This is a genomic window from Ensifer sp. 4252, from assembly GCF_050434565.1.
Lineage (GTDB): Bacteria > Pseudomonadota > Alphaproteobacteria > Rhizobiales > Rhizobiaceae > Ensifer.
The window spans coordinates 431,635-453,458 of record NZ_JBNDIU010000001.1 but is presented as its reverse complement, the minus strand read 5'-3'; the positions used below and the strand labels follow the sequence as shown (position 1 = coordinate 453,458).

22 protein-coding genes are annotated in these 21,824 nt (G+C 62.0%); 9 read left to right on the top strand and 13 right to left on the bottom strand.

Annotation, left to right across the window (positions count from 1 at the left end):
- The first annotated feature begins 88 nt into the window (after positions 1-88).
- On the top strand, positions 89-511 hold the full coding sequence (gene ndk / locus ABIE33_RS02240) for a nucleoside-diphosphate kinase (protein ID WP_429120840.1): 423 nt from the start codon (positions 89-91) through the stop codon (positions 509-511).
- A 74-nt stretch (positions 512-585) separates the two neighbouring features.
- Here ndk and ABIE33_RS02235 read toward each other — a convergent pair whose 3' ends face one another.
- Both ABIE33_RS02235 and ABIE33_RS02230 read right to left on the bottom strand, forming a co-directional pair.
- Positions 586-1,095 (bottom strand): hypothetical protein, encoded by a 510-nt coding sequence (locus ABIE33_RS02235; RefSeq protein ID WP_429120838.1) that lies wholly within the window; start codon positions 1,093-1,095, stop codon positions 586-588.
- Positions 1,092-1,655, bottom strand: a complete 564-nt coding sequence (locus ABIE33_RS02230) for a CGNR zinc finger domain-containing protein (protein ID WP_429120836.1) — start codon at positions 1,653-1,655, stop codon at positions 1,092-1,094. Before ABIE33_RS02230 ends, ABIE33_RS02235 begins: the two co-directional genes overlap by 4 nt.
- Before the next feature lie 67 nt (positions 1,656-1,722).
- On the opposite strand from ABIE33_RS02230, the gene ABIE33_RS02225 reads away from it, so the two are divergent.
- Positions 1,723-2,619, top strand: coding sequence for a branched-chain amino acid ABC transporter permease (locus ABIE33_RS02225; protein WP_429120833.1), 897 nt, complete (start codon positions 1,723-1,725; stop codon positions 2,617-2,619).
- A 28-nt stretch (positions 2,620-2,647) separates the two neighbouring features.
- Here the strand turns inward: ABIE33_RS02225 and ABIE33_RS02220 are convergent, their stop codons facing one another.
- From ABIE33_RS02220 to ABIE33_RS02200, 5 genes are all read right to left on the bottom strand, one after another.
- Positions 2,648-3,112 carry a molybdenum cofactor biosynthesis protein MoaE gene (locus tag ABIE33_RS02220; RefSeq protein ID WP_429123036.1) on the bottom strand — a complete coding sequence of 155 codons (465 nt, stop codon included), beginning with the start codon at positions 3,110-3,112 and terminating at the stop codon, positions 2,648-2,650.
- 4 nt (positions 3,113-3,116) lie between these two features.
- Complete coding sequence (moaD, locus tag ABIE33_RS02215) at positions 3,117-3,377, bottom strand: molybdopterin converting factor subunit 1 (protein WP_429120830.1); 261 nt, start codon at positions 3,375-3,377, stop codon at positions 3,117-3,119.
- Entirely contained in the window at positions 3,374-3,961 is a 588-nt protein-coding gene (gene pgsA / locus ABIE33_RS02210) for a CDP-diacylglycerol--glycerol-3-phosphate 3-phosphatidyltransferase (RefSeq protein WP_429120827.1), read from the bottom strand. Before pgsA ends, moaD begins: the two co-directional genes overlap by 4 nt.
- Before the next feature lie 230 nt (positions 3,962-4,191).
- Positions 4,192-6,216: an excinuclease ABC subunit UvrC gene (uvrC, locus tag ABIE33_RS02205; protein WP_429120824.1), complete on the bottom strand. Its 2,025-nt coding sequence runs from the start codon at positions 6,214-6,216 to the stop codon at positions 4,192-4,194.
- The gene (locus tag ABIE33_RS02200) at positions 6,213-6,977 is read right to left on the bottom strand and encodes an SDR family oxidoreductase (protein ID WP_429120821.1); all 765 of its coding nucleotides are present in this window, start codon (positions 6,975-6,977) and stop codon (positions 6,213-6,215) included. Before ABIE33_RS02200 ends, uvrC begins: the two co-directional genes overlap by 4 nt.
- Before the next feature lie 364 nt (positions 6,978-7,341).
- On the opposite strand from ABIE33_RS02200, the gene ABIE33_RS02195 reads away from it, so the two are divergent.
- Entirely contained in the window at positions 7,342-7,980 is a 639-nt protein-coding gene (locus ABIE33_RS02195) for an outer membrane protein (RefSeq protein ID WP_429120818.1), read from the top strand.
- 44 nt (positions 7,981-8,024) lie between these two features.
- On the opposite strand, the gene ABIE33_RS02190 is transcribed toward ABIE33_RS02195, so the two are convergent.
- From ABIE33_RS02190 to ABIE33_RS02175, 4 genes are all read right to left on the bottom strand, one after another.
- A complete protein-coding gene (locus ABIE33_RS02190) occupies positions 8,025-8,615 on the bottom strand; it encodes a glutathione S-transferase (protein WP_429120816.1) in 591 nt (196 codons plus the stop codon).
- A gap of 108 nt (positions 8,616-8,723) precedes the next feature.
- Positions 8,724-9,440, bottom strand: coding sequence for a ribonuclease T2 family protein (locus tag ABIE33_RS02185; RefSeq protein WP_429123034.1), 717 nt, complete (start codon positions 9,438-9,440; stop codon positions 8,724-8,726).
- Positions 9,441-9,442: 2 nt separating this feature from the next.
- Positions 9,443-9,889 (bottom strand): hypothetical protein, encoded by a 447-nt coding sequence (locus ABIE33_RS02180; RefSeq protein WP_429120813.1) that lies wholly within the window; start codon positions 9,887-9,889, stop codon positions 9,443-9,445.
- Positions 9,890-9,936: 47 nt separating this feature from the next.
- Positions 9,937-10,809, bottom strand: a complete 873-nt coding sequence (locus ABIE33_RS02175) for a 23S rRNA (adenine(2030)-N(6))-methyltransferase RlmJ (protein ID WP_429120811.1) — start codon at positions 10,807-10,809, stop codon at positions 9,937-9,939.
- Between the two features lie 69 nt (positions 10,810-10,878).
- Between ABIE33_RS02175 and ABIE33_RS02170 the strand changes: the two genes are divergently transcribed.
- From ABIE33_RS02170 to ABIE33_RS02150, 5 genes are all read left to right on the top strand, one after another.
- On the top strand, positions 10,879-13,014 hold the full coding sequence (locus tag ABIE33_RS02170; RefSeq protein ID WP_429120809.1) for a molybdopterin-containing oxidoreductase family protein: 2,136 nt from the start codon (positions 10,879-10,881) through the stop codon (positions 13,012-13,014).
- A gap of 16 nt (positions 13,015-13,030) precedes the next feature.
- On the top strand, positions 13,031-13,924 hold the full coding sequence (locus ABIE33_RS02165) for a cation diffusion facilitator family transporter (protein ID WP_429120806.1): 894 nt from the start codon (positions 13,031-13,033) through the stop codon (positions 13,922-13,924).
- A gap of 48 nt (positions 13,925-13,972) precedes the next feature.
- The gene (locus ABIE33_RS02160) at positions 13,973-14,569 is read left to right on the top strand and encodes an NUDIX domain-containing protein (RefSeq protein ID WP_429120804.1); all 597 of its coding nucleotides are present in this window, start codon (positions 13,973-13,975) and stop codon (positions 14,567-14,569) included.
- Between the two features lie 103 nt (positions 14,570-14,672).
- Positions 14,673-17,282, top strand: a complete 2,610-nt coding sequence (gene mprF, locus ABIE33_RS02155) for a bifunctional lysylphosphatidylglycerol flippase/synthetase MprF (protein ID WP_429120801.1) — start codon at positions 14,673-14,675, stop codon at positions 17,280-17,282.
- Positions 17,279-18,664, top strand: a complete 1,386-nt coding sequence (locus ABIE33_RS02150; protein ID WP_429120798.1) for a virulence factor family protein — start codon at positions 17,279-17,281, stop codon at positions 18,662-18,664. Before mprF ends, ABIE33_RS02150 begins: the two co-directional genes overlap by 4 nt.
- A gap of 11 nt (positions 18,665-18,675) precedes the next feature.
- On the opposite strand, the gene purN is transcribed toward ABIE33_RS02150, so the two are convergent.
- Together purN and purM are read right to left on the bottom strand one after the other, a co-directional pair.
- A complete protein-coding gene (purN, locus tag ABIE33_RS02145) occupies positions 18,676-19,350 on the bottom strand; it encodes a phosphoribosylglycinamide formyltransferase (RefSeq protein WP_429120795.1) in 675 nt (224 codons plus the stop codon).
- Entirely contained in the window at positions 19,347-20,417 is a 1,071-nt protein-coding gene (gene purM / locus ABIE33_RS02140; RefSeq protein WP_429120792.1) for a phosphoribosylformylglycinamidine cyclo-ligase, read from the bottom strand. The genes purN and purM overlap by 4 nt, the downstream gene beginning before the upstream one ends.
- Before the next feature lie 260 nt (positions 20,418-20,677).
- Here purM and ABIE33_RS02135 point away from each other — a divergent pair, with 260 nt between their 5' ends.
- Positions 20,678-21,799 carry an AI-2E family transporter gene (locus ABIE33_RS02135; RefSeq protein WP_429120790.1) on the top strand — a complete coding sequence of 374 codons (1,122 nt, stop codon included), beginning with the start codon at positions 20,678-20,680 and terminating at the stop codon, positions 21,797-21,799.
- The last annotated feature ends 25 nt before the right edge of the window (positions 21,800-21,824 follow it).

Genomic DNA, 21,824 nt, shown 5'->3' with positions numbered 1-21,824 from the left:
CGGCGAATCGTGAGCGAACCCCCTTGTTTTGCGCGGAATTGGCGGCTAATGAACCGCCACTTCTCAAGAAAACAAGGGAATTGAGCCAATGGCGATTGAACGTACCTTTTCGATGATCAAGCCGGACGCAACGAAGCGTAACCTGACCGGCGCCATCACCAAGATGCTCGAAGACGCCGGCCTGCGCGTCGTCGCTTCCAAGCGCGTCTGGATGAGCCGCCGCGAAGCTGAAGGCTTCTACGCTGTCCACAAGGAGCGTCCGTTCTTCGGCGAACTCGTCGAGTCCATGTCCTCCGGCCCGACCATCGTTCAGGTTCTCGAAGGCGAAAACGCCATCGCCAAGAACCGCGAAATCATGGGCGCCACCAACCCGGCAAACGCTGACGAAGGCACGATCCGCAAGGTTCACGCGCTTTCGATCGGTGAAAACTCGGTTCACGGTTCGGACGCTCCGGCAACGGCCGCCGAAGAAATCACCTACTGGTTCTCCGGCACCGAAATCGTCGGCTGATTCAGTATCTGCATTTCCGGCCATAACGGCTTGAAATGATTCGAATGAACCGGAGCGGCAACGCTCCGGTTTTTTCATATCGGGCATTTCGCCGTTTCAAAATGCTCAGGCGCCTTGCCGTCCTTGAAGACCTCGGGGTTCTTGTCATAAGCGGGACCTTCGACCAGCGGCTTGGCCGGCAGGATGTCCTGATCGACATCGGATACGACTGTGGTCTCCAGTTTCTGCAGCGTTTCGCCGGCAGGTCCTTTGACCTCGATCGTTACCGCATAGGGCTTTTCCTTTTTCACGCAGGTCAAATCAGGGCTTTCCAGCACCACCCTGTCGAGCTTTGGAAAAAGCTTGCGCGTCAGCGTGAGCGGCTCGCCGCCCACCGGGTTCTCGAAGGTGGCGATGACGACGCTGCCCTCGGGCACGGGCTCTGTTTTCTGAAGCGTGATCGTGTAGACAGCATAGGCAAGCCGATAATTGAAGACGAACATCTTGCCCGTCAGCTTCAGCGGATCAGGGCCAGTCTCGCGCTGGCAGCCCGCCATCAGCATCACCGCCATCATCGCCACAAGCGTTGCGATTGTCCTCGTCATCCCTGTGCCTCCTCCCGACTGCGGTGATAGTGGCGCTTGGCCTTGCTGCGGTTGCCGCAGACCGCCATGTCGCACCACGTCCGACTGCGGTTGCGGCTCTTGTCCAGAAACAGCCATCCGCAATTCGGGCAGATCTTCAATCGCTCCGGCTCCGGGTTGGCTGTAAGGCTGAGCGCGGAATGTGCCGTTGCGGTGTCAAGCGCGATGGCGGCGCGTCCACCATGGTCGGTGCTGCGCAGCACTGCGGCGATTGCCTCCAGCAGATCGGCCATCAGGTCCGCCCGATGCTCGGCTGCGGCCTGCGCCCGAAAATGCCGGTCCGTCGCCTCGCGCAACCTCAAAAGCCTTGCGCGGTTCTGCTCGGCAACGGGTGAAAGCGTGCCAAACCGTGTGCTCTCGGCGCCGAACCGGTTAGCGGCGTCAGCAAAGGCGTCCAGTGCTGCAACGTCGGCGAAGCGATCTATACGCCTTGCGGCATCAAAGCGCAGGATGACGGAGTTGGCGACATCCAGCGCCAGCGCGCCGCCTGCAAATCGGTGTGCGGTCCAGGTGAAGGTCATGAGTCATTCCTAACTAGCAAAAACGATTTTACCAGTTATATTGATGTTGTCACGCTCCGGATGTGCCATGCTCTATTTCCTGCAGCAGATCGCCAATGCCGTTCCGATCGCCGCGCTCTATGCGGCGCTGGCGTTTGGCTATGCCATCGCCTTCGCCGTGACCCGCAGGGCTGATCTCACCTATGGCGCGCTCTTTGCCTTCTCCGGCCAGATGTTCGTGCTGTTTGCCGATTTTGGCTGGAACCAGCTGTGGCTTGTGCTGCCGGCAGCGCTCGGTCTCGGCGCCGCCGCCGGTCTGACGCTCGGTGTCGGGGCAGGGCTCGTCGCCGGGCGTTACGTGATGCGCCCGCTCGCCTTCTCGTCGGCAAACACTGTCGTCGTCGCGTCGCTCGGCAGCTTGCTCGTGCTGATGGAAACGGCGCGACTGGCGTCGGATACCAAGAGCCTATGGCTGCCGCCGTTTCTGAACGGCAACATCGTCTTCTGGTCCGATCCCAGGTTCCCGGTGACACTGACGATGATCCAGTTGCTCAACACGCTGTTGATGGTGGCGTTGGTTGCGGCTGGTCATTGGTTTCTGGGACATAGCAGCGCCGGCCGGTCGTGGCGAGCGGTGTCGGAGGATCGTGGCGCGGCCGCCCTTTGCGGCATTGATGCAGTCCGTGTCTATATCGTCGCCTACGGTGCCGCGTCGTTGATCGCCGCCTGCTGCGGTATCCTGGCGGCGTCCTATTATGGCAACATGGATTTCGGCACCGGACTAACGTTCGGGGTCAAGGTGCTGTTTATCGCCGCGATCGGCGGCCAGACATCGCCGCTTTACGCCGCGCTCGGCGCCGCCGCCATCGGCCTTCTCGAAACACTCTGGGGGGGCTATGGTCCGATGCTCTGGCGGGATTTTGCGATCTTCGGCTTCCTCGTCATCGTGCTCGCGGTGACGCGACAGGAAAAAGCCATCCCGTGATCCGCGCGCGGAGCATCGATCCCGCGTATCAGCGCTTCCAGCGATCGCGCGCCGTGTCGTCGGCATCCTTGGCGCTGACCCAGCCGCCGGCCGTGCCGTCGGTCAGGTGCTCCTTCTTCCAGAAGGGCGCAGCGGTCTTGAGGAAGTCCATGATGAAGTTGGCGCCATCGAAGGCTGCCTGCCGGTGCGGCGAGGCGGTGATCACGAGCACGATGTTTTCGCCGGGATTGATCTTGCCGTAGCGATGGATTGCCGTTGCTGCCTGCAGGCGGAAGCGTTCGACTGCCAACTTGCAGATGCGCTCGATTTCGGCCTCGGCCATCCCGGGGTAGTGCTCTAGTTCGAGAGCGGCCAGCGTGCCCGCTTCGTCGCGGCAGAGGCCTGAAAACGTCACGACCGCCCCAATGTCGGGGCGGCCGGAAGAAAGTTTGGAAACCTCGGCCGAAAGATCGAAGTCCTCGTGCTGCACGCGTACGTTGACGGGCGCGCCCATGGCGTCAGCCACCGGTCATCGGCGGGAAGAGGGCGATCTCGCGCGCGCCGGCGATCGGTTCGCCATGCTCGACATGTTCCTGGTTGATCGCTGCGCGGATGACGTTCTGGTGCTCGAGCGCCGTCTCGTATTCTTCCCCCAGTGTCTTCAGGTGCGCAAGCAGGTCGGCAATGGTGATGACCTCGGCCGGAACCTCCAGCGTTTCCTCACCCCTGCCGATGCGTTCGCGCACCCAGGAGAAATAGACGAGATTGACGGTGCTCATTCGTTGACCACGTGTTTCAGGCCGGCGCGGAAATAGTCGTAACCGCTGTAGAGCGTGATCGCCGCGGCGATCCATAGCAGAACGATACCGGCCTCTGTCGTATAGGGCAGGATCTTGTCGCCAGCGGGGCCGGCCAGCAGGAAGACGATCGCCACCATCTGGATGGTCGTCTTCCACTTGGCGATGCGGGTTACCGGGACGCTGACCTTCAGCGCTGCCAGATATTCGCGCAGGCCTGAAACGAGGATCTCGCGGCACAGAATGATAATGGCGGCCCAGATCGACCAGCCGGCAATCGTGCCGTCAGCGGCAACGAGCAGCAGGATCGACGCGACCAGCAGCTTGTCGGCGATCGGGTCGAGCATCTTGCCGATGTTGGAGGTCTGCTTCCAGATGCGGGCGAGGTAGCCGTCGAAGAAGTCGGTGATCGAGGCGATGGCAAAGAGAGTGACCGCCGTCCAGCGTGCGAAATCCGAACTGTGCAGCCGGCCTTCGATGAAGAAGCAGAGCACGATCAGCGGCACGATCAGGATTCGGAAATAGGTGAGCAGGTTGGGGATGCTGTAGGCGACGGGCGTGGGCATGGATTCGGGTTCTCTGTCTTCCTCGGAGGTACAGAATGACTTTGCGGACCTCAGGTCAACAAATCATTGTGCGAAGGTTGTCATAATTGCCGCATCTCACCTGAACGCCCGGTGAATTGCCAACGCTTAATTCCTTAAACTGTCATCAATCTAGGGGCGAAAACATGCGGCAAGCCCGAACCTTTACAGCGTCTTCCACGCGTCCTCTTAGACGGGCGGCACTGCAAAGGTCATTTTGCCGCGTCCTCATGGAAATGCTCGTAGACCAGCCGGGCGACCGCTTCGGAAATGCCGTTGACCGCCATCAGGTCGTTCATACCGGCGCGTGAAACAGCCTTGGCGGTGCCGAAATGGGTGAGCAATGCTCGCTTGCGCGTCGGCCCGATGCCGGCGATCTCGTCGAGCGGATTCTTGACCATCTCCTTCTTGCGCCGTGCGCGGTGTGAACCGATGGCAAAGCGGTGCGCCTCATCGCGCAGGCGCTGGATGAAATAGAGCACAGGATCTCGTGGCGGCAGCGTGAAGCTGTCACGCCCGAGCGCGAAGAAGCGCTCGCGCCCGGCATCGCGGTCGACGCCCTTGGCGACGCCGATCGCGATCACGCAGTCCTCAACATCGAGTTCTTTCAGGATTGCGCGGACAGCCGTCATCTGTCCCTGGCCGCCGTCGATCAGGATCACGTCCGGCCAGGCGGGAAATGCGGCATCCTCGGCAATCTCGGCAGTCCGGTCCGGCTTGCCCTCTTCCTTGAGCAGGCGTGAGAAGCGACGGGTCATCACCTCGCGCATCATGCCGAAGTCGTCGCCGGGCGTGATGTCGGTCGATTTGATGTTGAACTTGCGATACTGGCCTTTGACGAAACCTTCAGGGCCGGCGACCACCATGCCGCCGACGGCATTGGTGCCCATGATGTGGGAGTTGTCGTAGATCTCGATCCGGCGCGGCGCGCGTTCGAGCTTGAACGTTTCGGCAAAACCGTCGAGCAGTCGCGACTGTGACGCGGTTTCCGCCAGCTTGCGACCATGGGCCTCGCGCGCGTTGGCGAGCGCATGATCGACAAGGTCCTTCTTCTCGCCGCGTTGCGGCACCTGGATCGACACCTTGTAGCCGGACTTCTCGCTGAGCGCCTGGCCGAGCAGTTCCTGTTCCGCGACCGCCTCGCACAGCAGGATCTGCCGCGGGCAGGGCTTGTCGTCGTAGAACTGCGCGAGGAACGCCGAGAGGACTTCTGCGGTGGGCAGAGAAGGATCCGCCTTCGGGAAATAGGCGCGGTTGCCCCAGTTCTGCCCGGTGCGGAAGAAGAACACCTGGATGCAGGAAGTGCCGCCCTCGTGGTGGATCGCAAAGACGTCGGCCTCTTCGACTCCGGCCGGATTGATGCCCTGGTGGCTTTGCACGTGGCTGAGTGCTGCGAGCCGGTCGCGATAAAGTGCTGCGCGTTCGAAGTCGAGGTTTTCCGAGGCCTCGCCCATCGCCGCAGCAATCGTCGCCTTCACCGCCTGGCTCTTGCCGGAAAGGAAGTCCTTTGCCTCATGCACCAGTTCGGCATAGCCCTCATTGCTGATTTCGCCCGTGCAGGGCGCCGAACAGCGCTTGATCTGGTGCAGAAGACAGGGACGCGTGCGCGTCTCGAAGACGCTGTCGGTACAGGTTCGCAAGAGGAAGGCGCGCTGCAGCGAGTTGATCGTGCGCCCGACGGCGCCTGCCGAGGCGAAGGGGCCAAAATAGTCGCCTCTTCGGCTGCGTGCGCCGCGATGTTTGTAAAGTGCAGGCGCACGGCTGTCGCCGGTCACCAGAATATAGGGAAAGGACTTGTCATCGCGCAGAAGCACGTTGAAACGCGGGCGGAGCCGTTTGATCAGGTTGGCTTCGAGCAGAAGCGCCTCGATCTCCGTGCGGGTGGTGACGAACTCCATGTTCGCAGTTTCGCGAATCATCCGCGAAATACGGTTGGAGTGGCCGCGCCCCTGTGCGTAGTTGCCGACTCGCTTCTTCAGGCTGCGCGCCTTGCCGACATAAAGAACGTCGCCGTCCTCGTTGAACATGCGGTATACGCCGGGACCGTTCGGAAGTCGCTTCACGAAGGCCTGGATCAGTTCGGCGCCCTTGAGGCCCACGACCTCGTTGCGATTCTCTGCCCATTCGATGGCCGGACCTGCGGGCACGCCTTCGGGCGCCTCGATCAGGTCGTCATCGTCTTCGGCATCATTGCCGTCATAAAGGATGCCGCCGTCGGTCGGCACGCGTCCGTTCATTCCACTATCTCCCTGATATCAGGCGTTTCCCAGGCGAGGTGCTGGCCGCCGTCCAGCGCGATCATCTGTCCGGTAATCGACGGCGTGTCGAAAAGGAATCGGATCGTCCGCCCGAATTCGCCGAGCGCCGGACCGCGCCTCAGAATCAGCGCATCGACCTGAGCCTGGAAATCGCGAGGATCCTGCCGCTCGTTCGGCAATGTCGGCCCGGGGCCGATGCCGTTGACGCGAATATCCGGCGCAAGTGTCTGAGCCATCGTTTGTGTTGCCGTCCATAGCGCGGACTTGGACAACATATAGGAATAAAAACGCGGGTTTGGAGACCAGACGCGCTGGTCGATCACATTGACGACGAGGCCGGAGACCCCCCGCGGCAACTGGCGGGCAAAATCGCGGGCGAGCAGGGAGGGTGCTTTTACATGCAGGGCGAAATGCCGGTCCCAGACGGCTTCGTCGAAAGCGTCGAGGCTATCCTTCTTGAACAGCGAGGCATTGTTGACGATCAGGTCGATCGGTCCGAGCGCCTCGCTGGCTTGCGCCATCAGTGCCAAGGTTTCCTGCGTGTCGGTAAGGTCCGCCTTCACGGCGACGGCTACGACCCCCTTTTTGGCAAGCGAGGCTGCAAGCGCCTTCGCCTCGTCGAGCGAGCCATTGGCGTGGATGGCGACCGCGAAGCCATGCGCCGCGAGGTCTTCAACTATAGCCTTGCCGATCCGTTTGGCGCCACCGGTTACCAGTGCCGCCTTCAGTGCTTTCTTCAACGTTTTATCCCGCTTTTCGAATCTTCGCGCCAGCGGACGAAGATATAGGCAAGAAACGTCGCCCTGAAACTCTCCCTGACGATTCATTTCGCAAAAATTAATGGAATTCGCGTAATTTGTATTATTTTGAAGTTATATAGTATATCTTTCGTTAATCTTGAATGATGGTTAATAAAACGCCTGTGGCGTGAAAGCAACATCAAATTTTCGGCGTGATTGTGCCACCAAAATTTCACATTTTGGCTCTTGTGAATCCTCATTTGCTGGCCAATTTCAGCTCAACCGGGCGGGTTAATTGAAAGTTGTCCGATGTTTCATTGCGGGATCCCAACCCTCGGGGCATCGGTTCGTAAAGGAGAATATAATGCGTACGCTCATCACCACCCTCATGGCTTCGGCCGTTTCCCTCATCGCCTTCCAGGCCGCCCACGCTGCAGACGCGATCGATGAAGTTCCGGCGGCGCCCGCAGCCGAGTACACCGAGCCGGCAGCGAAGAACTGGTCGGGTGCCTATGTCGGTGGTACGGCTGACTGGCGCCACGGCGAAGCCGATGCGACCGGCAGCAACCCCTCGGTCGGATTCGGCGGCGGCCTCTATGGCGGCTACAACGTTCAGAGCGGCCAGATGGTCTACGGTGCGGAAGCCGACATCGGTTACTCAGGCAACGACTCCCACTCCAGCAATCGCAGCGTAACACAGGGCGTCAACGGCTCGGTCCGCGGCCGCGTTGGTGTCGACCTGAACCCGGTTCTGGTTTACGGCACGGCCGGCGTTGCCGTCGGCAATACCAAGGTTAGAACTGCCGCTGGTGCGGACGACAAGGCCCTTGTCGGCTGGACAGCTGGCGCCGGTGCCGAAACCTTCGTGACGGACAACATCACCGCCCGCGTCGAGTACCGTTATACAGACTACGGCTCGAAGGACTTCCGGATGGGCGGCACGAGCGTCTCCACCGGTTACGATGAGCACAGCGTTCGCGTCGGTATGGGCGTGAAGTTCTGATCGGCTCTGCCAGATCTAAAAGGCCGGGGAGACCCGGCCTTTTTTTATGCTTTGAATTTGGAATAATCCGGAAAGTGCTTTTCGAACTTTGCCGGCCAGTTCTTCAGCTTGGCGCGACCCCGCTGCCATTCGCCGCTGAAGCGCAACTCGATATAGCGAAGCAGCGCCGCGAGCGCGAAATGCCCCGCATGCAGCTTGCCTCCCGTCTTGGGCATGTTTTCGTTCAGATGGTCGAGGCCGCGTTCGACCTTTGCCCATTGCATATCGATCCAGGGCTGGTGCACCTTTTCCGGCGGATGGAAGCGCTTTTCGTAGACGATCGCCAGCAGCGTGTCGCAGATGCCGTCGCACAGTGCCTCGAGGATTTCGATGTCCAAGCGCTTACCGGCATTCTTCGGGTAGAGCTTGCCCTTCGTTTCCCGGTCCATGAAGTGCATGATCGTCCGGCTGTCGAAGATCGACTTGCCATCGCCGGTAATCAGCGTCGGAATCTTGCCGAGCGGATTGCTGCCGATAAGCTCTGGCGAGTTGGCACTGGTATCGGTTAGCACGCTCTCAACAGCAAACCCTGCATAGTGCGCGGCCATGCGGACCTTGTTGGAGTAGGGGGACGTTGGCGAGTAGAGTATCTTCATCGAGCGTCTTTCTGTTTCGCGCATGATCTCCCAAATCGAATGATCGAACGATCAGGCGCAGTTTCAAAACCTTGGAGCGGCACCGTATCGCAGCCGCCATGCGTCAGCTTAGGATGCAGGCGGCAGTGTCACGGTGTCTCTTCGGCAGGCCTGGCGGTCCACCTCAGGGCAGGGGCGGAAATTCAGCGCCTTGTCGAAGCAGATCCTGATTTCCTCCAGCCGCTTACCCTCGCAGGTAACAGCGACGGCGTTTGTCGTCATGCCCGGATTTTTGGCCACGAACCCGGCCTCGATGGCGCTGACGGACAGCGAATTTTCCCGACGCGCGGCGCTGAGTTCCGCCGGCAATGCGATGCGCTCTCGCGCTGCACGTGTCACGGCGAAATAATCCTGCTGGCTGAGGCCCGAGCAAGTGCCATGCTTGCGCCATTGATGGCCGATCAACCCCATCGAGGGAATGAGATCGAGATATTGGCGGCCGAGCGCTTCCGGCACACGATCGGATTGGCGCGTCGGGCAGAAATCGGGGTACCCTCGGTCGTTCTGCGGCCACAGCCCGTGTACGATCAGGCCGCGATTGCTGCCGATCTTGCACTGACCGGTTTTGCCTGATGGGTCGTTGTCGTCGCACCAGGTCGGCGACCACGAGAGCGAGAGAACGTAAAAATCAAAGCCCTGGCCGATCGGGACGGCGACATTCGCCTTCGTGTGGCCGGTGGTTTGCGGCAGCGGCTTTTTCTCGGCGCTGTCTTCGCTGCAACCCGCAAGGGCAAGCGCAACGAAAAGCGCCGGCAGGAGCCGGCGCTGTCGGCAATGTCTCGGCATGGTCAGCGAAGCGAAGCGCAATGCGCGCCGTAGACATACCAGGGATCGAGGCCGCCGACGCAGAACTCGATGTTCCGGCCGATGCCGGCAAAGCCCCAATTGCGCTCGATGAGATAAAAGAGCGGCCGCTGCTCACCATCCGTCATGACGGCGGTTGCACGGCAATATTCGCGTTCGACCCGATGCGTGTAGTCCCGCAACTCCAGCCGGTTCTGACCCATGTTGCGGATCTCGGCGATCGAGAGATTGGCGTGCAGATAGTTCGCGGCCTTGTACTCGAACCGCGAGGTGATGAAGCCGAGAACCGAGGCGTCGCCGCACACACCCGTGCTATAGGATGTCGGCTGGTCGCGGTAGGTCCCGAGATAGTCGGCCGCCGAGGCGGCGGGCGCCGTGACAGTGGCGAAGGAAAGCGAGGCCAGAAGCGTTGCGGCGAGCTTGCGAGTCATGGGCGTCTCCCTGGATCGTCTCGCAAGATTGCGGCTTTCTGAGCCTTTCAGTCAAGGGCCCGGGTTGCAGCTTCTTCGCCGCGCAGCCAGAAGCACCGTGCTGAAGCGAAACGGTCCTGCCCCAACCGGGTCTTCAGGAAGGGCAACAGCACGTCGAGTTCGCCCTTGAGCGTGAAAGGCGGGTTGACGATGATCAGGCCCGAGCCCGACAATCCCGTGGTTTCACGGTCGCTGCGCACCGAAAGTTCGGCGCAGAGCATCTTCGGGATTTCCAGCGCCTTCAGCGCCTCATGGAAGGTCTTGATCGGAGCGTTCTTCTTCAGTGGATACCAAAGGCAGAAGGTGCCACCGGCAAAGCGGCGATAGCCCTTGGCGAGGCCATCGGCGAGCCGCTCGTATTCGCCCTCGATCTCAAAGGGCGGGTCCACCAGGATCAGGCCGCGCTTTTCCTTGGGCGGCAGGTGGGCGCCGAGCGCCAGCCAACCGTCGAGCTCGGTGATCCGGCTCTGGAAGTCGCCGTCGAAGAGCCGGTGCAGCGTCTCGTAATCGTCAGGGTGCAATTCCATCGCCGACAGGCGGTCCTGCGGGCGAAAGAGCATGCGAACCAGCTTCGGCGAGCCGGGATAACGCGTGAGCTCCGAACCGGAATTGAGCTCGCGGACGGTCGCCAGATAGGGTTCAAGGATGGCCGCAACCGGCGCCGGCAGGTCGCCCTCGAGCAGCCGGCCGATCCCATCGCGCCATTCGCCGGTCTTCTGCGCTTCTTCGCTCGATAGATCGTAAAGGCCGGTGCCTGCGTGGGTGTCGAGAACCCGGAACGCCTTCTCCTTCTGCTGGAGATAGGTGACGAGCCTCGCCAGCACCGCATGCTTGAGAACATCGGCGAAATTGCCCGCGTGATAGATATGCCGATAGTTCATGAGGGCCGCCGATGGCTGTGATCAATTGTTTCGATGGGTGCAAGTTTGGCTCTTTGAGCCCGATTGTCGATGCCATATAGAAAAGCCATGAACGTTGCGACCCCCATCAAAGCAGAAAAGTCGATCGGCCACTCCGTCTGTCCGCACGACTGTCCCTCCGCCTGCGCACTCGAAGTCGACCTCACGGCCGAAGGCCGGATCGGCCGCGTGCGCGGTGCCGCCGCCAACACATATACCGCCGGCGTCATCTGCGCCAAGGTCGCGCGCTATTCCGAGCGCATCTATCATCCCGATCGGCTGATGGTGCCACAGCGCCGCGCCGGAGCGAAGGGCAGCGGCAACTGGCAGGAGATTTCCTGGGAGGCGGCGCTCGACGAGATCGCCGACCAGTTCGTCAAAGCCGAACAGAAGCATGGGGCCGAAGCCGTCTGGCCCTATTTCTACGCCGGCACCATGGGCCAGGTGCAGCGTGATTCCATCGACAGGTTGCGCCACGCCAAGCGCTATTCCGGTTTCTTCGGCTCGATCTGCACCAACATGGCCTGGACCGGTTTCTCCATGGCGACCGGCTCGCTGCGCGGCCCCGACCCGCGTGAGATGGCGAAGTCCGATTGCGTGGTGATCTGGGGGACAAATGCGGTTGCCACCCAGGTCAACGTCATGACGCACGCGGTCAAGGCCCGCAAGGATCGCGGCGCCAAGATCGTCGTCATCGACATTTACGACAACCCCACGGTCAAGCAGGCCGACATGGGCCTGGTGCTGAGACCCGGCACGGATGCGGCACTCGCCTGCGCGGTCATGCATGTCGCCTTCCGTGACGGTTATGCCGACCGTGCCTACATGGCCGAATTCGCTGACGATCCGGCAGGGCTCGAGACACATCTGAAGTCGCGAAACCCCGAATGGGCGTCGGCGATTACCGGGCTCTCCGTCGAGGAAATCGAGGCGTTCGCGAAACTCGTCGGCACGACGCCGAAAAGTTACTTTCGCCTCGGTTACGGCTTTACCCGCCAGCGCAACGGCTCGGTCGCGATCCATGCGGCCGCTTCCATCGCCACGGTGCTCGGCTCGTGGAAGCATGAAGGCGGCGGTGCGTTTCATTCGAACAACGACATCTTCAAGCTCGACAAGCGCGAACTCGTCGGCACCGCCTTTCACGACCCCGATGTGCGCATGCTCGACCAGTCGCAGATCGGCCGGGTGCTAACCGGCGACGCCGAGGCGCTGCGCGATGGCGGCCCGGTGACGGCGATGCTGATCCAGAACACCAATCCGGTGAACGTCGCGCCGGAACAACGCCTGGTGAAACGCGGATTCCTGCGCGACGATCTGTTTGTCGCGGTGCACGAACAGTTCATGACCGACACGGCGCAGCTCGCCGATATCGTGCTGCCGGCGACCATGTTCCTCGAGCATGACGACCTTTATCGCGGCGGCGGCCATCAACACATCCTGATCGGGCCGAAGGTGGTGGAGCCGCCATCGACCGTGCGCACCAATCTTTTCGTCATCGAGGAGCTGGCGAAGCGCCTCGGCGTTGCCGAGCATGCCGGGTTCGGGTTGACTGAGCGCCAGCATATCGACCGGCTGCTTGCCAATTACGGCATCGGCTATGACGAGATGAAGCGCGAGAAGTGGCTCGACTGTCAGCCGGCGTTCGAGGACGCGCATTATCTCAAGGGTTTCGGCCATCCCGACGGCAAATTCCGGTTCAAGGCGGACTGGACCGGCACGCCGGCGCCGAACCGCCCGCCGAAATCGATGGGTCTGCAGGGGCCGCATGCGGCGTTGCCGGAGTTCCCTGACCATGTCGACCTGATCGAGGTCACTGACGCGGACCATCCCTTCCGTCTCGCCACGTCGCCGGCGCGCTCCTTCCTCAACTCGACCTTCGCCGAGACCCCGTCGTCGATCCAGAAGGAAGTCCGCCCGATGGTGATGCTGCATGCGGACGACGCCGCCTCACTCGGCGTCGGCGACGGCGACATCGTCAAACTCGGCAATCGACGCGGCGAGGTGCGCCTGCATGTCACGGTCGGCGGCGGCGCGCGGCGCGGCGTCGTGATCGCAGAAGGGCTGTGGCCGAACGGCGCCCATCTCGACGGGGAGGGTATCAATGTGCTTACTGGCGCCGATGCCGTCGCGCCCTATGGCGGCGCGGCCTTTCACGACAACAGGGTCTGGGTGAGGCCGGCCCCCTAGCAACGCGGATGCCTTCATGAGCGGCGACCATCAACATGCGGATGTCAGCAACACGCCGGTCTCGCGTCTCTGGGGTGCGCTCGGCCTGACGGGCGGCTTCATGCTGGCCGAGGTTGTCGGCGGCATTTTGACAGGCAGCCTGGCGCTGATCTCGGACGCGATGCATATGCTGACCGACGCGGCGGCGTTGGCGATTGCGCTGGTTGCCATCCATGTCGGCCGCCGGCCGTCCGATCTGCTGCGCACCTATGGCTATGCCCGCTTCGAGATTCTCGCGGCCGCCTTCAACGCTCTGCTGCTGCTCGCCGTCGCTTTCTATATCCTCTACGAGGCTTGGCAGCGTCTGTCGCTGCCGCAGGAGATCCAGTCCGGCGGTATGCTGCTGATTGCGGTCATCGGCCTTGTGGTCAACCTGATCTCGATGCGGCTTCTGACCAGCCACAAGGACGAGAGCCTCAACGTCAAGGGCGCCTATCTCGAGGTCTGGTCGGACATGCTCGGATCGCTGGCGGTGATCGTTGGCGCGGCGATCATCTGGTTCACCGGTTGGCAGTGGGTCGATTCGTTGCTCGCTGTCGGCATCGGATTCATGGTTTTTCCGCGCACCTGGGTACTGTTGAAGGACTGCGTCAACATTCTCTTGGAAGGCGTGCCGCCGGGCATGCGCCTGGCGGATGTCCATGCGGCGATCACCACCGTGCCCGACGTTGCCTCGGTGCATGACCTGCACCTCTGGGCGATTACCCAGAGCCAGCCGTCGCTGACGGCGCATGTCGTTCTGGCCGAGGATGCCGACGGCGAGACCGTGCGGCGTGCGATCGAACAACGGCTGCAGGACGAGTTCGATCTTCACCACACGACCCTGCAGATGGAGCGCGAAAGCTGCGCCCCTTCGGAACACATTCATTGACGGTCGACTGCGACCGCATCCTTTCCGCTCCCGACCAAGGACCCCGCCATGACGAAACACCACGATCCGCGTGTCAGGATCATCGAACGGCGCACGCTCTCGGACGGTTTCATTCATCTCGAGGAAATCACGCTTGAGCAGGACATGTCAGACGGCGGCACAGCAACGCTGAAGCGTGAAGTGCACGACCACGGCAGCGCCGCGACCATCCTGCTGTTCGATCCGAGGCGTGCGAGCGTCGTGCTCGTCCGCCAGCTGCGCGTGCCCGTGCTGCTGCAGGGCGATCCCGCCTACATGATCGAAGCGCCGGCCGGCCTGCTCGATGACGATACGCCGGAGGTTGCGATCTGCCGCGAGGCGATGGAGGAGACCGGATATCACGTCGACAAGGCCACGCACCTCTTCGATGCCTATATGAGCCCCGGCGCGCTCACCGAGCGCACGAGCTTCTTCGTTGGGCAGATCGACGTCAGCGAAAAAGCTGGTAATGGCGGCGGCCTGGCGCACGAGGGCGAGGATATCGAGGTTCTCGAAATTCCCTTCGATGAGGCCTTCGGCATGATCGCGACCGGCGAGATATGCGATGCCAAGACGATCATGCTGCTGCAGTGGGCCCAGCTGAACCGCAGTTCGCTCACGCCATAAGGCCTTGTTTTGTAAGCAAACAATACATTACGGATATTTCACTTTTTGATCGTTCTCCGGTAGGCTACAGCGCTGATGTCTTCATCAATGACATGGGCTACCCATGACGTCCTCCCTCACGGAACGTGCAGCCAACGACGATCAGCAGATCGAGGCAGGGTGGAGGCTCTTTCTGCGCCGTAACCGGCGCTATCTGCAGGCGCTTGCAACATTGCTGGTGATCGCCCTGTTCGGGTTGGCGATTTTTCACCTGACCTCCGAAGTGCAATATGACGACGTGGTCCAGGCGCTTGCCGATACCAGTTGGACCTCCATCGCCGCCGCCGTTCTCTTCACCGCGCTGAGTTTCTTCGCGCTCACTTTCTATGATGTCGGCGCGCTCGATTATGTCAGGCGCAAGCTCCCCTATGCCGATGTTGCGTTGACGGCTGCCTGCGCCTATGCGGTTGGCAATACGGCCGGCTTCGGCGCCTTGAGTGGCGGTGCCATCCGCTACCGGTCCTATTCGCGCCTGGGCGTCGAGCCGGAAAACATTGCCCGGATCATCGCCTTCGTCACGCTTGCCTTCGGTCTCGGGCTTTTGACGGTCACGTGCCTGAGCCTGCTCGCCGTCGGCGAATATGTGGCGCCCCTGACCGGGCTTGATCCTTTCTGGCTGCGTATGGTCGCGGTTGCCATTCTCGGCGTCGTGCTTGCTGTCTTCATCAAGGCGCGCGACGGCCATGAGGTCAGCGTCGGGCGCATCACCTTGCGTCTGCCGGATTCGCGCACATCCTCGCGCCAGTTCCTTGTGACGGCGCTGGATCTGGCGGCATCGGCGACGGTACTCTACGTGCTGCTTCCAGCGGGCACGATCGGTTGGCCCGCCTTCCTGGCGATCTATTCGCTCGCCGTCGGCATCGGCGTGCTCAGCCATGTGCCGGCCGGGCTCGGCGTCTTCGAGACGATCATCATCGCCACGCTCGGTCACAGCGCCGATGTCGATACCATCCTCGGCGCACTGGTTCTCTACCGCGTCATTTATCACGTGCTGCCGCTCTTGATCGCCGTCGCGGTCGTCGTCGGCATCGAGCTTCGCCAGTTGTCCGGCCATCCCGTCGCCTCCAGCGTGCGCCGGATCGGCGGCCGTATCACGCCGCTTCTCTTGGCAACACTCGGCATCGTGCTGGCGATCATGCTGGTGTTGTCGAGCGTCACGCCGACGCCCGATGAAAACCTTGCTTTTCTCGAGGGCCTGCTGCCGCTGCCGATCGTCGAGGGCGCGCATTTCCTGGCAAGCCTGCTCGGCCTCGCTCTCGTCATCGTCTCGCGCGGCCTAGCGCAACGGCTCGATGGCGCCTGGTGGGCGTCTCTCGTCATCGCCGTGGCGGCACTGCTGCTTTCGCTGATCAAGGCGATCGCGTTGGTCGAGGCCGGCATGCTTGCCTTCTTCCTCGTCGGTCTCGTCGCCAGCCGCCGCCTGTTCGTGCGGCCGGCCTCGCTCTTCGGCCAAGCGCTGACGCTGCCGTGGCTGACGGCGCTCGGCGTCATCTGCCTGGGCGGGCTCGTCGTCCTGCTTTTCGTCTATCGCGACGTCGAATACAGCCACGAACTCTGGTGGCAGTTCGAATTCTCCGCCGAGGCGCCCCGCGGCCTGCGCGCGCTTCTGGGCGTGACGATCGGCGCCAGCGCTCTTGCCATCTGGAGCCTGATGCGTCCGGCGGCTTCAGGCGCAGAACCGGCAACCGACGATGCCATGGAACGGGCATTGGCGATCGTCGAGGCGCAGGACATGTCCGATGCCAATCTGGTGCGCATGGGCGACAAGAGCCTGATGTTCTCCGCCGATGGTCGCGCCTTCATCATGTATGGCCAGCGCGCCCGCTCGTGGATCGCGCTGTTCGATCCAGTCGGGCCGGTCGATGCCTGGCCGGAACTGATCTGGCAGTTCATCGAGAAGGCACGCGGCAGCGGCTGCCGTGCCGTGTTCTACCAGGTTTCGCCGCTTGGGCTCGCCTACTACGCCGATGCGGGGTTGCGGGCCTTCAGGCTCGGCGAACTCGCCCATGTCGATCTCGCGCGTTTCGAGATGAAGGGCGGCAAATGGGCCAATCTGCGCCAGCAGGTCAGCCGCGCCCAGCGCGACGGGCTGGAGTTCAAAATGGTGGCTCCAGCCGACGTCCCGGCGATCATGGGCGAACTGACGGCGATTTCCGATGCATGGCTTGCCCACCACAATGCCAAGGAAAAGGGCTTTTCCCTCGGCGCCTTCGACCCTGAGTATCTGGCTGAACAGCCGGTTGCGATCCTCACCTGCGAGGGGCGGATCGTCGCCTTCGCCAACATCCTGGTGACGGCAACCAAGCAGGAAGGCACTGTTGATCTCATGCGCTTCTCGCCGGACGCCCCCAAGGGATCGATGGACTTCCTCTTCGCGCAGGTGATGGAATATCTGAAGGCCGAGGGGTACCGTACCTTCAATCTCGGCATGGCGCCGCTGTCGGGCATGTCCTCGCGCCAGATCGCACCGGTCTGGGACCGGGCAGGGCGAACCTTCTTTGAACACGGCGAGCGCTTTTACAATTTCAAGGGACTTCGCGCCTTCAAGTCGAAGTTCCACCCGCATTGGCAGCCACGCTACCTCGTGGCGAGCGGCGGCATCAATCCGATCCTTGCCTTGATGGATGCGACATTTCTGATTGGCGGCGGCCTCAAGGGAGTGATGAAGAAATGATGTCGATCTCGAATATCTGGAAGCCCCTGGTAGGAGCCGTCCTTCTCGCGACCGCTGCGGTTGTGCCGGCCTCGGCGCAGGAGAAGGCCGCGACCTACGACACCGGCATGATCCCGGCACCCCACATCCTCGTCCCGAAGGACACGCCATCCGCCCTTGTTGTTCTGCTGTCCAACGCAGAAGGCTGGAGCGACAAGGAGGCCGCAGTCGCCCGCGCCCTTGTCGACGACAAGGCGGTCGTCATCGGCATCGATCTCAAGGCCTATCTTGCTTCGCTCGCCAAGGATGACGGAGACTGCATCTACACGGTGTCGGATATCGAGGCGTTGAGCCAGCAGGTCCAGCGCTCGCTGAAGAGCGATGCCTATCTCCCGCCGATTGTCGCCGGCGTTGGGGCGGGCGGGGTCATGGCACTGGCGATTGCGGCGCAGACCCCCGCTGCGACCATCGGCCAGACGCTTGCGGTCGATCCGGAGGAAGGCGTTGCGCTGACGAAGCAGCTCTGCACGCCGGCGGAGAAGGCTTTGAAGGGCGATCGTATCGTCTACGGCCTGACGGACGGTGCCCTGCCGGATCCGATCTCCGTCGTCTTTACGCCGACGGCATCCGACGGCGGCCGAAGTCATGTGGCAGCACTCATCGAAAAACACCCCGATATCACGCAGGAAGATAGCGACGACGTAGCCTATGCGGTGCTTTCCGGCCATCTGACGGACCTGATCGATAGTGAGGCCGCTGCCGACAATCCATTCGGGTTGCCCCTGACCGTGCTCGACGCCAAGCCGACACGCGACACCATGGCGGTGATCTATTCCGGTGATGGCGGCTGGCGCGACATCGACAAGCAGGTCGGCGACGTCCTGCAGCAGCAGGGCGTCCCTGTCGTCGGCATCGATTCGCTGCGCTATTTCTGGTCCGAGCGCGACCCGCAGGCGACGGCCGACGATCTCGCCAAGGTGATGGACTACTATCGCAAGCGCTGGAACGTCCGCAACGTTCTCTTGATCGGTTATTCCTTCGGGGCCGATATCCTGCCTCGCACCTTCAATCTGCTCCCGCCCGCAGCGCGCGCCCATGTGCGGCAGGTCACTCTGATGGCGCTATCGCATCAGGTCGACTACAAGATCTCGGTTCTTGGTTGGCTCGGCGCGGCCGGGCAGGGCGATGGCGGTGATCCGCTCGACGACATCAAGCGCATCGACCCATCTCTGGTGCAATGCATCCACGGCACGGAGGAGGAAGACGATGCCTGCCCCGACCTGAAGGGCACGGGTGTCGACATCGTTGCAATCGAAGGCGGGCACCATTTCGACGAAGATTATCCGGCGCTGACACGGCGCGTGCTCGACGCACTCGATCGTCGGCTTGCTTCGTCAAAGTAGGTGTGTTCGGCCTATTCGGCCGGCGAGATCAGCATCGGCTGCGCTTGTGTCCATGTCTCGCCGCGCGTGACTGCTCGTCCGCCCTCCATCCAGACCTTGCCTTCCGCCAGCAGCCGGAGCGCCATCGGATAGGTCCGGTGCTCAACCGTCAACACGCGGGCAGCAAGTGTCTCGGCGGTGTCGCCGTCGACAACCGGAACGACTGCCTGTGCGACGATCGGGCCTTCATCCATGCCTTCGGTGACGAAATGCACGGTGCATCCCGCCACTTTCATCCCGGCGTCGATGGCGCGCTGATGGGTGTGGAGGCCGGGAAAGAGCGGCAGAAGCGACGGATGAATGTTGATGATCCGGCCTTCGTGGCGCTGGATAAAGGTTGCCGACAACAGCCGCATATAGCCGGCAAGGCAGATGATATCGGGAGACAGCCGCTCGAGTTCGGCAAGGATCGCCGCCTCGTGCGCATCCTTGCTGTCGAAATCCTTGCGCAGGAACGCATAGGTCGGGATACCGAGTGCCGCAGCCTTGGCAAGGCCTCCGGCATCGGCCTTGTCGGCAATCACCGCGACGATCTCGGCCGGAAAACCAGGCTCGGCGGCGGCCTTGGCCAGCGAGAGCATGTTGGAACCGCCGCCCGAGATGAAGACGACGACTTTTTTCCTGCCTGCCGTCACGTCGTTCGTCATAGGGCGAGGCTGCCCTTGTAGATCGTGCCGTGCGCGCCTTCGGCGCGGGCGACCATACGGCCGAGCGTGAAGACGGTTTCGCCCTCGGCCTCGAGCACGGCTGCCACTTCCTGCGCCTTTTCAGCCGGAACGACAGCGATCATGCCGACGCCGCAATTGAAGGTGCGCAGCATTTCGTTGGCCGCGACACCACCGGTCTGGGCAAGCCAGGAGAAGACCTTCGGTGCCTTGATGGCGTCGAGATCGATTTCGGCTGCCAGATGCTTCGGCAGCACGCGCGGAATGTTCTCGGGGAAACCGCCGCCGGTGATGTGCGCCAGCGCCTTGATCGAGCCGGTTTCGCGGATCGTCTTCAGGAGCGGCTTCACATAGATGCGCGTCGGCGTCATCAGGAGGTCAGCAAGCGTGCCTTCGCCGAAGGGGGCAGGGGCATCCCAGGCAAGACCCGACAGCGCGACGATCTTGCGCACGAGAGAATAACCGTTGGAATGAACGCCCGACGAGGCGAGGCCAAGAATGACGTCGCCTTCGCCGATGTCGCCGGCCGGAAGCAACTGGCCGCGTTCGGCGGCCCCGACAGCGAAGCCGGCAAGGTCATAGTCGCCGCCGGAATACATCCCCGGCATTTCCGCGGTTTCTCCGCCGATCAGCGCGCAACCGGATTGGCGGCAGCCCGCGGCGATGCCGGCAACGATCGCGGCACCCTGATCGGGGTCGAGCTTGCCGGTGGCGAAATAGTCGAGGAAGAACAGCGGTTCGGCACCCTGGACCACCAGGTCGTTGACACACATGGCAACGAGGTCGATGCCGACGGTGTCATGCTTGTTGGCGTCGATGGCGATCTTGAGCTTGGTGCCGACACCGTCATTTGCGGCAACGAGCACCGGGTCGGTGAAACCGGCGGCCTTCAGGTCGAACAGGCCGCCGAAGCCGCCGATCTCGCCGTCGGCGCCCGGGCGCCGGGTGGAGCGCACATGCGGCTTGATTTTCTCCACCATCAGATTGCCGGCATCGATATCCACGCCTGCGTCACTATAGGTGAGGCCGTTCTTTCCCGACTGGCTCATGCTGGTTCTCCAAGGCTGGTCGCGCGACAGGTATTTTGCGGATGCGAATTGCACGGCGGGCAAGGGAGTGCAAGCCGAGAGCCTGCCTTCTCGGCCTTTTTTCACCATTTTGCCCATATCCCACCGGCAAGAAAGGAATGGAGGGCTCAATTTACCTGGCTCGGAAGCGCGCGGGCTTGACCGGTGCGCGCCACGCCACCTATCTCCTCAAACAGAATATGATGCGGCAAAGGCATGCTTGGCGTGTTACGGGGAACACCATGGACATAAAAGTCAGCGGTTCGGGACTACAGCGCCAGGTTATTTTCTGGCTGCTGGTGCTTGCCGCCTTTATCGCCTTCCTGATGGTTTTCAGCTCGATCCTGCTGCCGTTCCTGGCGGGCATGGCGCTTGCCTATTTCCTCGACCCGGTCGCCGACCGCCTAGAACGCCTCGGCCTCAGCCGGTTGATGGCGACAGTGGTGATCCTCATCGGATTCGTGGTGATCTTTGCCTTGTCGCTGATGATCATCATTCCGGTGATTTTCACCCAGGCCGCCGACTTCATCCAGAAGATGCCCGGCTATATCGCCAAGCTACAGGCGCTGTTGACCGACAGCCAGTCGACCTTGCTGCCGGATTGGCTCGCCGAACAGATGACGGCGATCAAGCAGAACTCGGCGAAATTGCTGGAGCAGGGCGCAAGCTTCCTCGGCACGCTCTTTCAGCAGCTCTGGAACTCCGGCATGGCGTTGCTCGACATTCTGTCGCTGTTCATCATTACGCCGGTCGTCGCCTTCTACCTGCTGCTCGACTGGGACCGCATGGTCGATCGGGTCGATAGCTGGGTTCCGCGCGATTATGTCGGTGTCGTACGCCAGATCGCCCGTGACATGAACACGACGATCGCCGGTTTCGTTCGCGGCCAAGGGTCGCTCTGCCTCATCCTCGGCCTTTACTACGGTTTCGGCCTGTCGCTCGTCGGTCTCAATTTCGGCCTGCTGATCGGCCTCTTTGCCGGTATGATCAGCTTTATCCCCTATGTCGGCTCGATGGTCGGGCTGGTGCTGGCCGTGGGTGTCGCGCTGGTCCAGTTCTGGCCCGATTATCTCTGGATCGGGCTTGTCGCCGCCATCTTCTTCAGCGGCCAGTTCCTGGAAGGCAACATCCTGCAGCCCAAGCTGGTGGGCAAGAGCGTCGGCCTGCATCCGGTCTGGTTGATGTTCGCGCTGCTTGCCTTCGGCGCCCTCTTCGGTTTCGTCGGGCTTCTGGTGGCCGTTCCCGCGGCCGCCGCCATCGGCGTGCTTGTTCGCTTCGGCATCCAGCGATACCTTGATAGCGATCTCTACCATGGACATGGAAAGGTCGCAGCGAAGAAGACAAAGGGCAATCAGCCCAGCTGATTGTCCCATCCTTGTCCCGAGTACA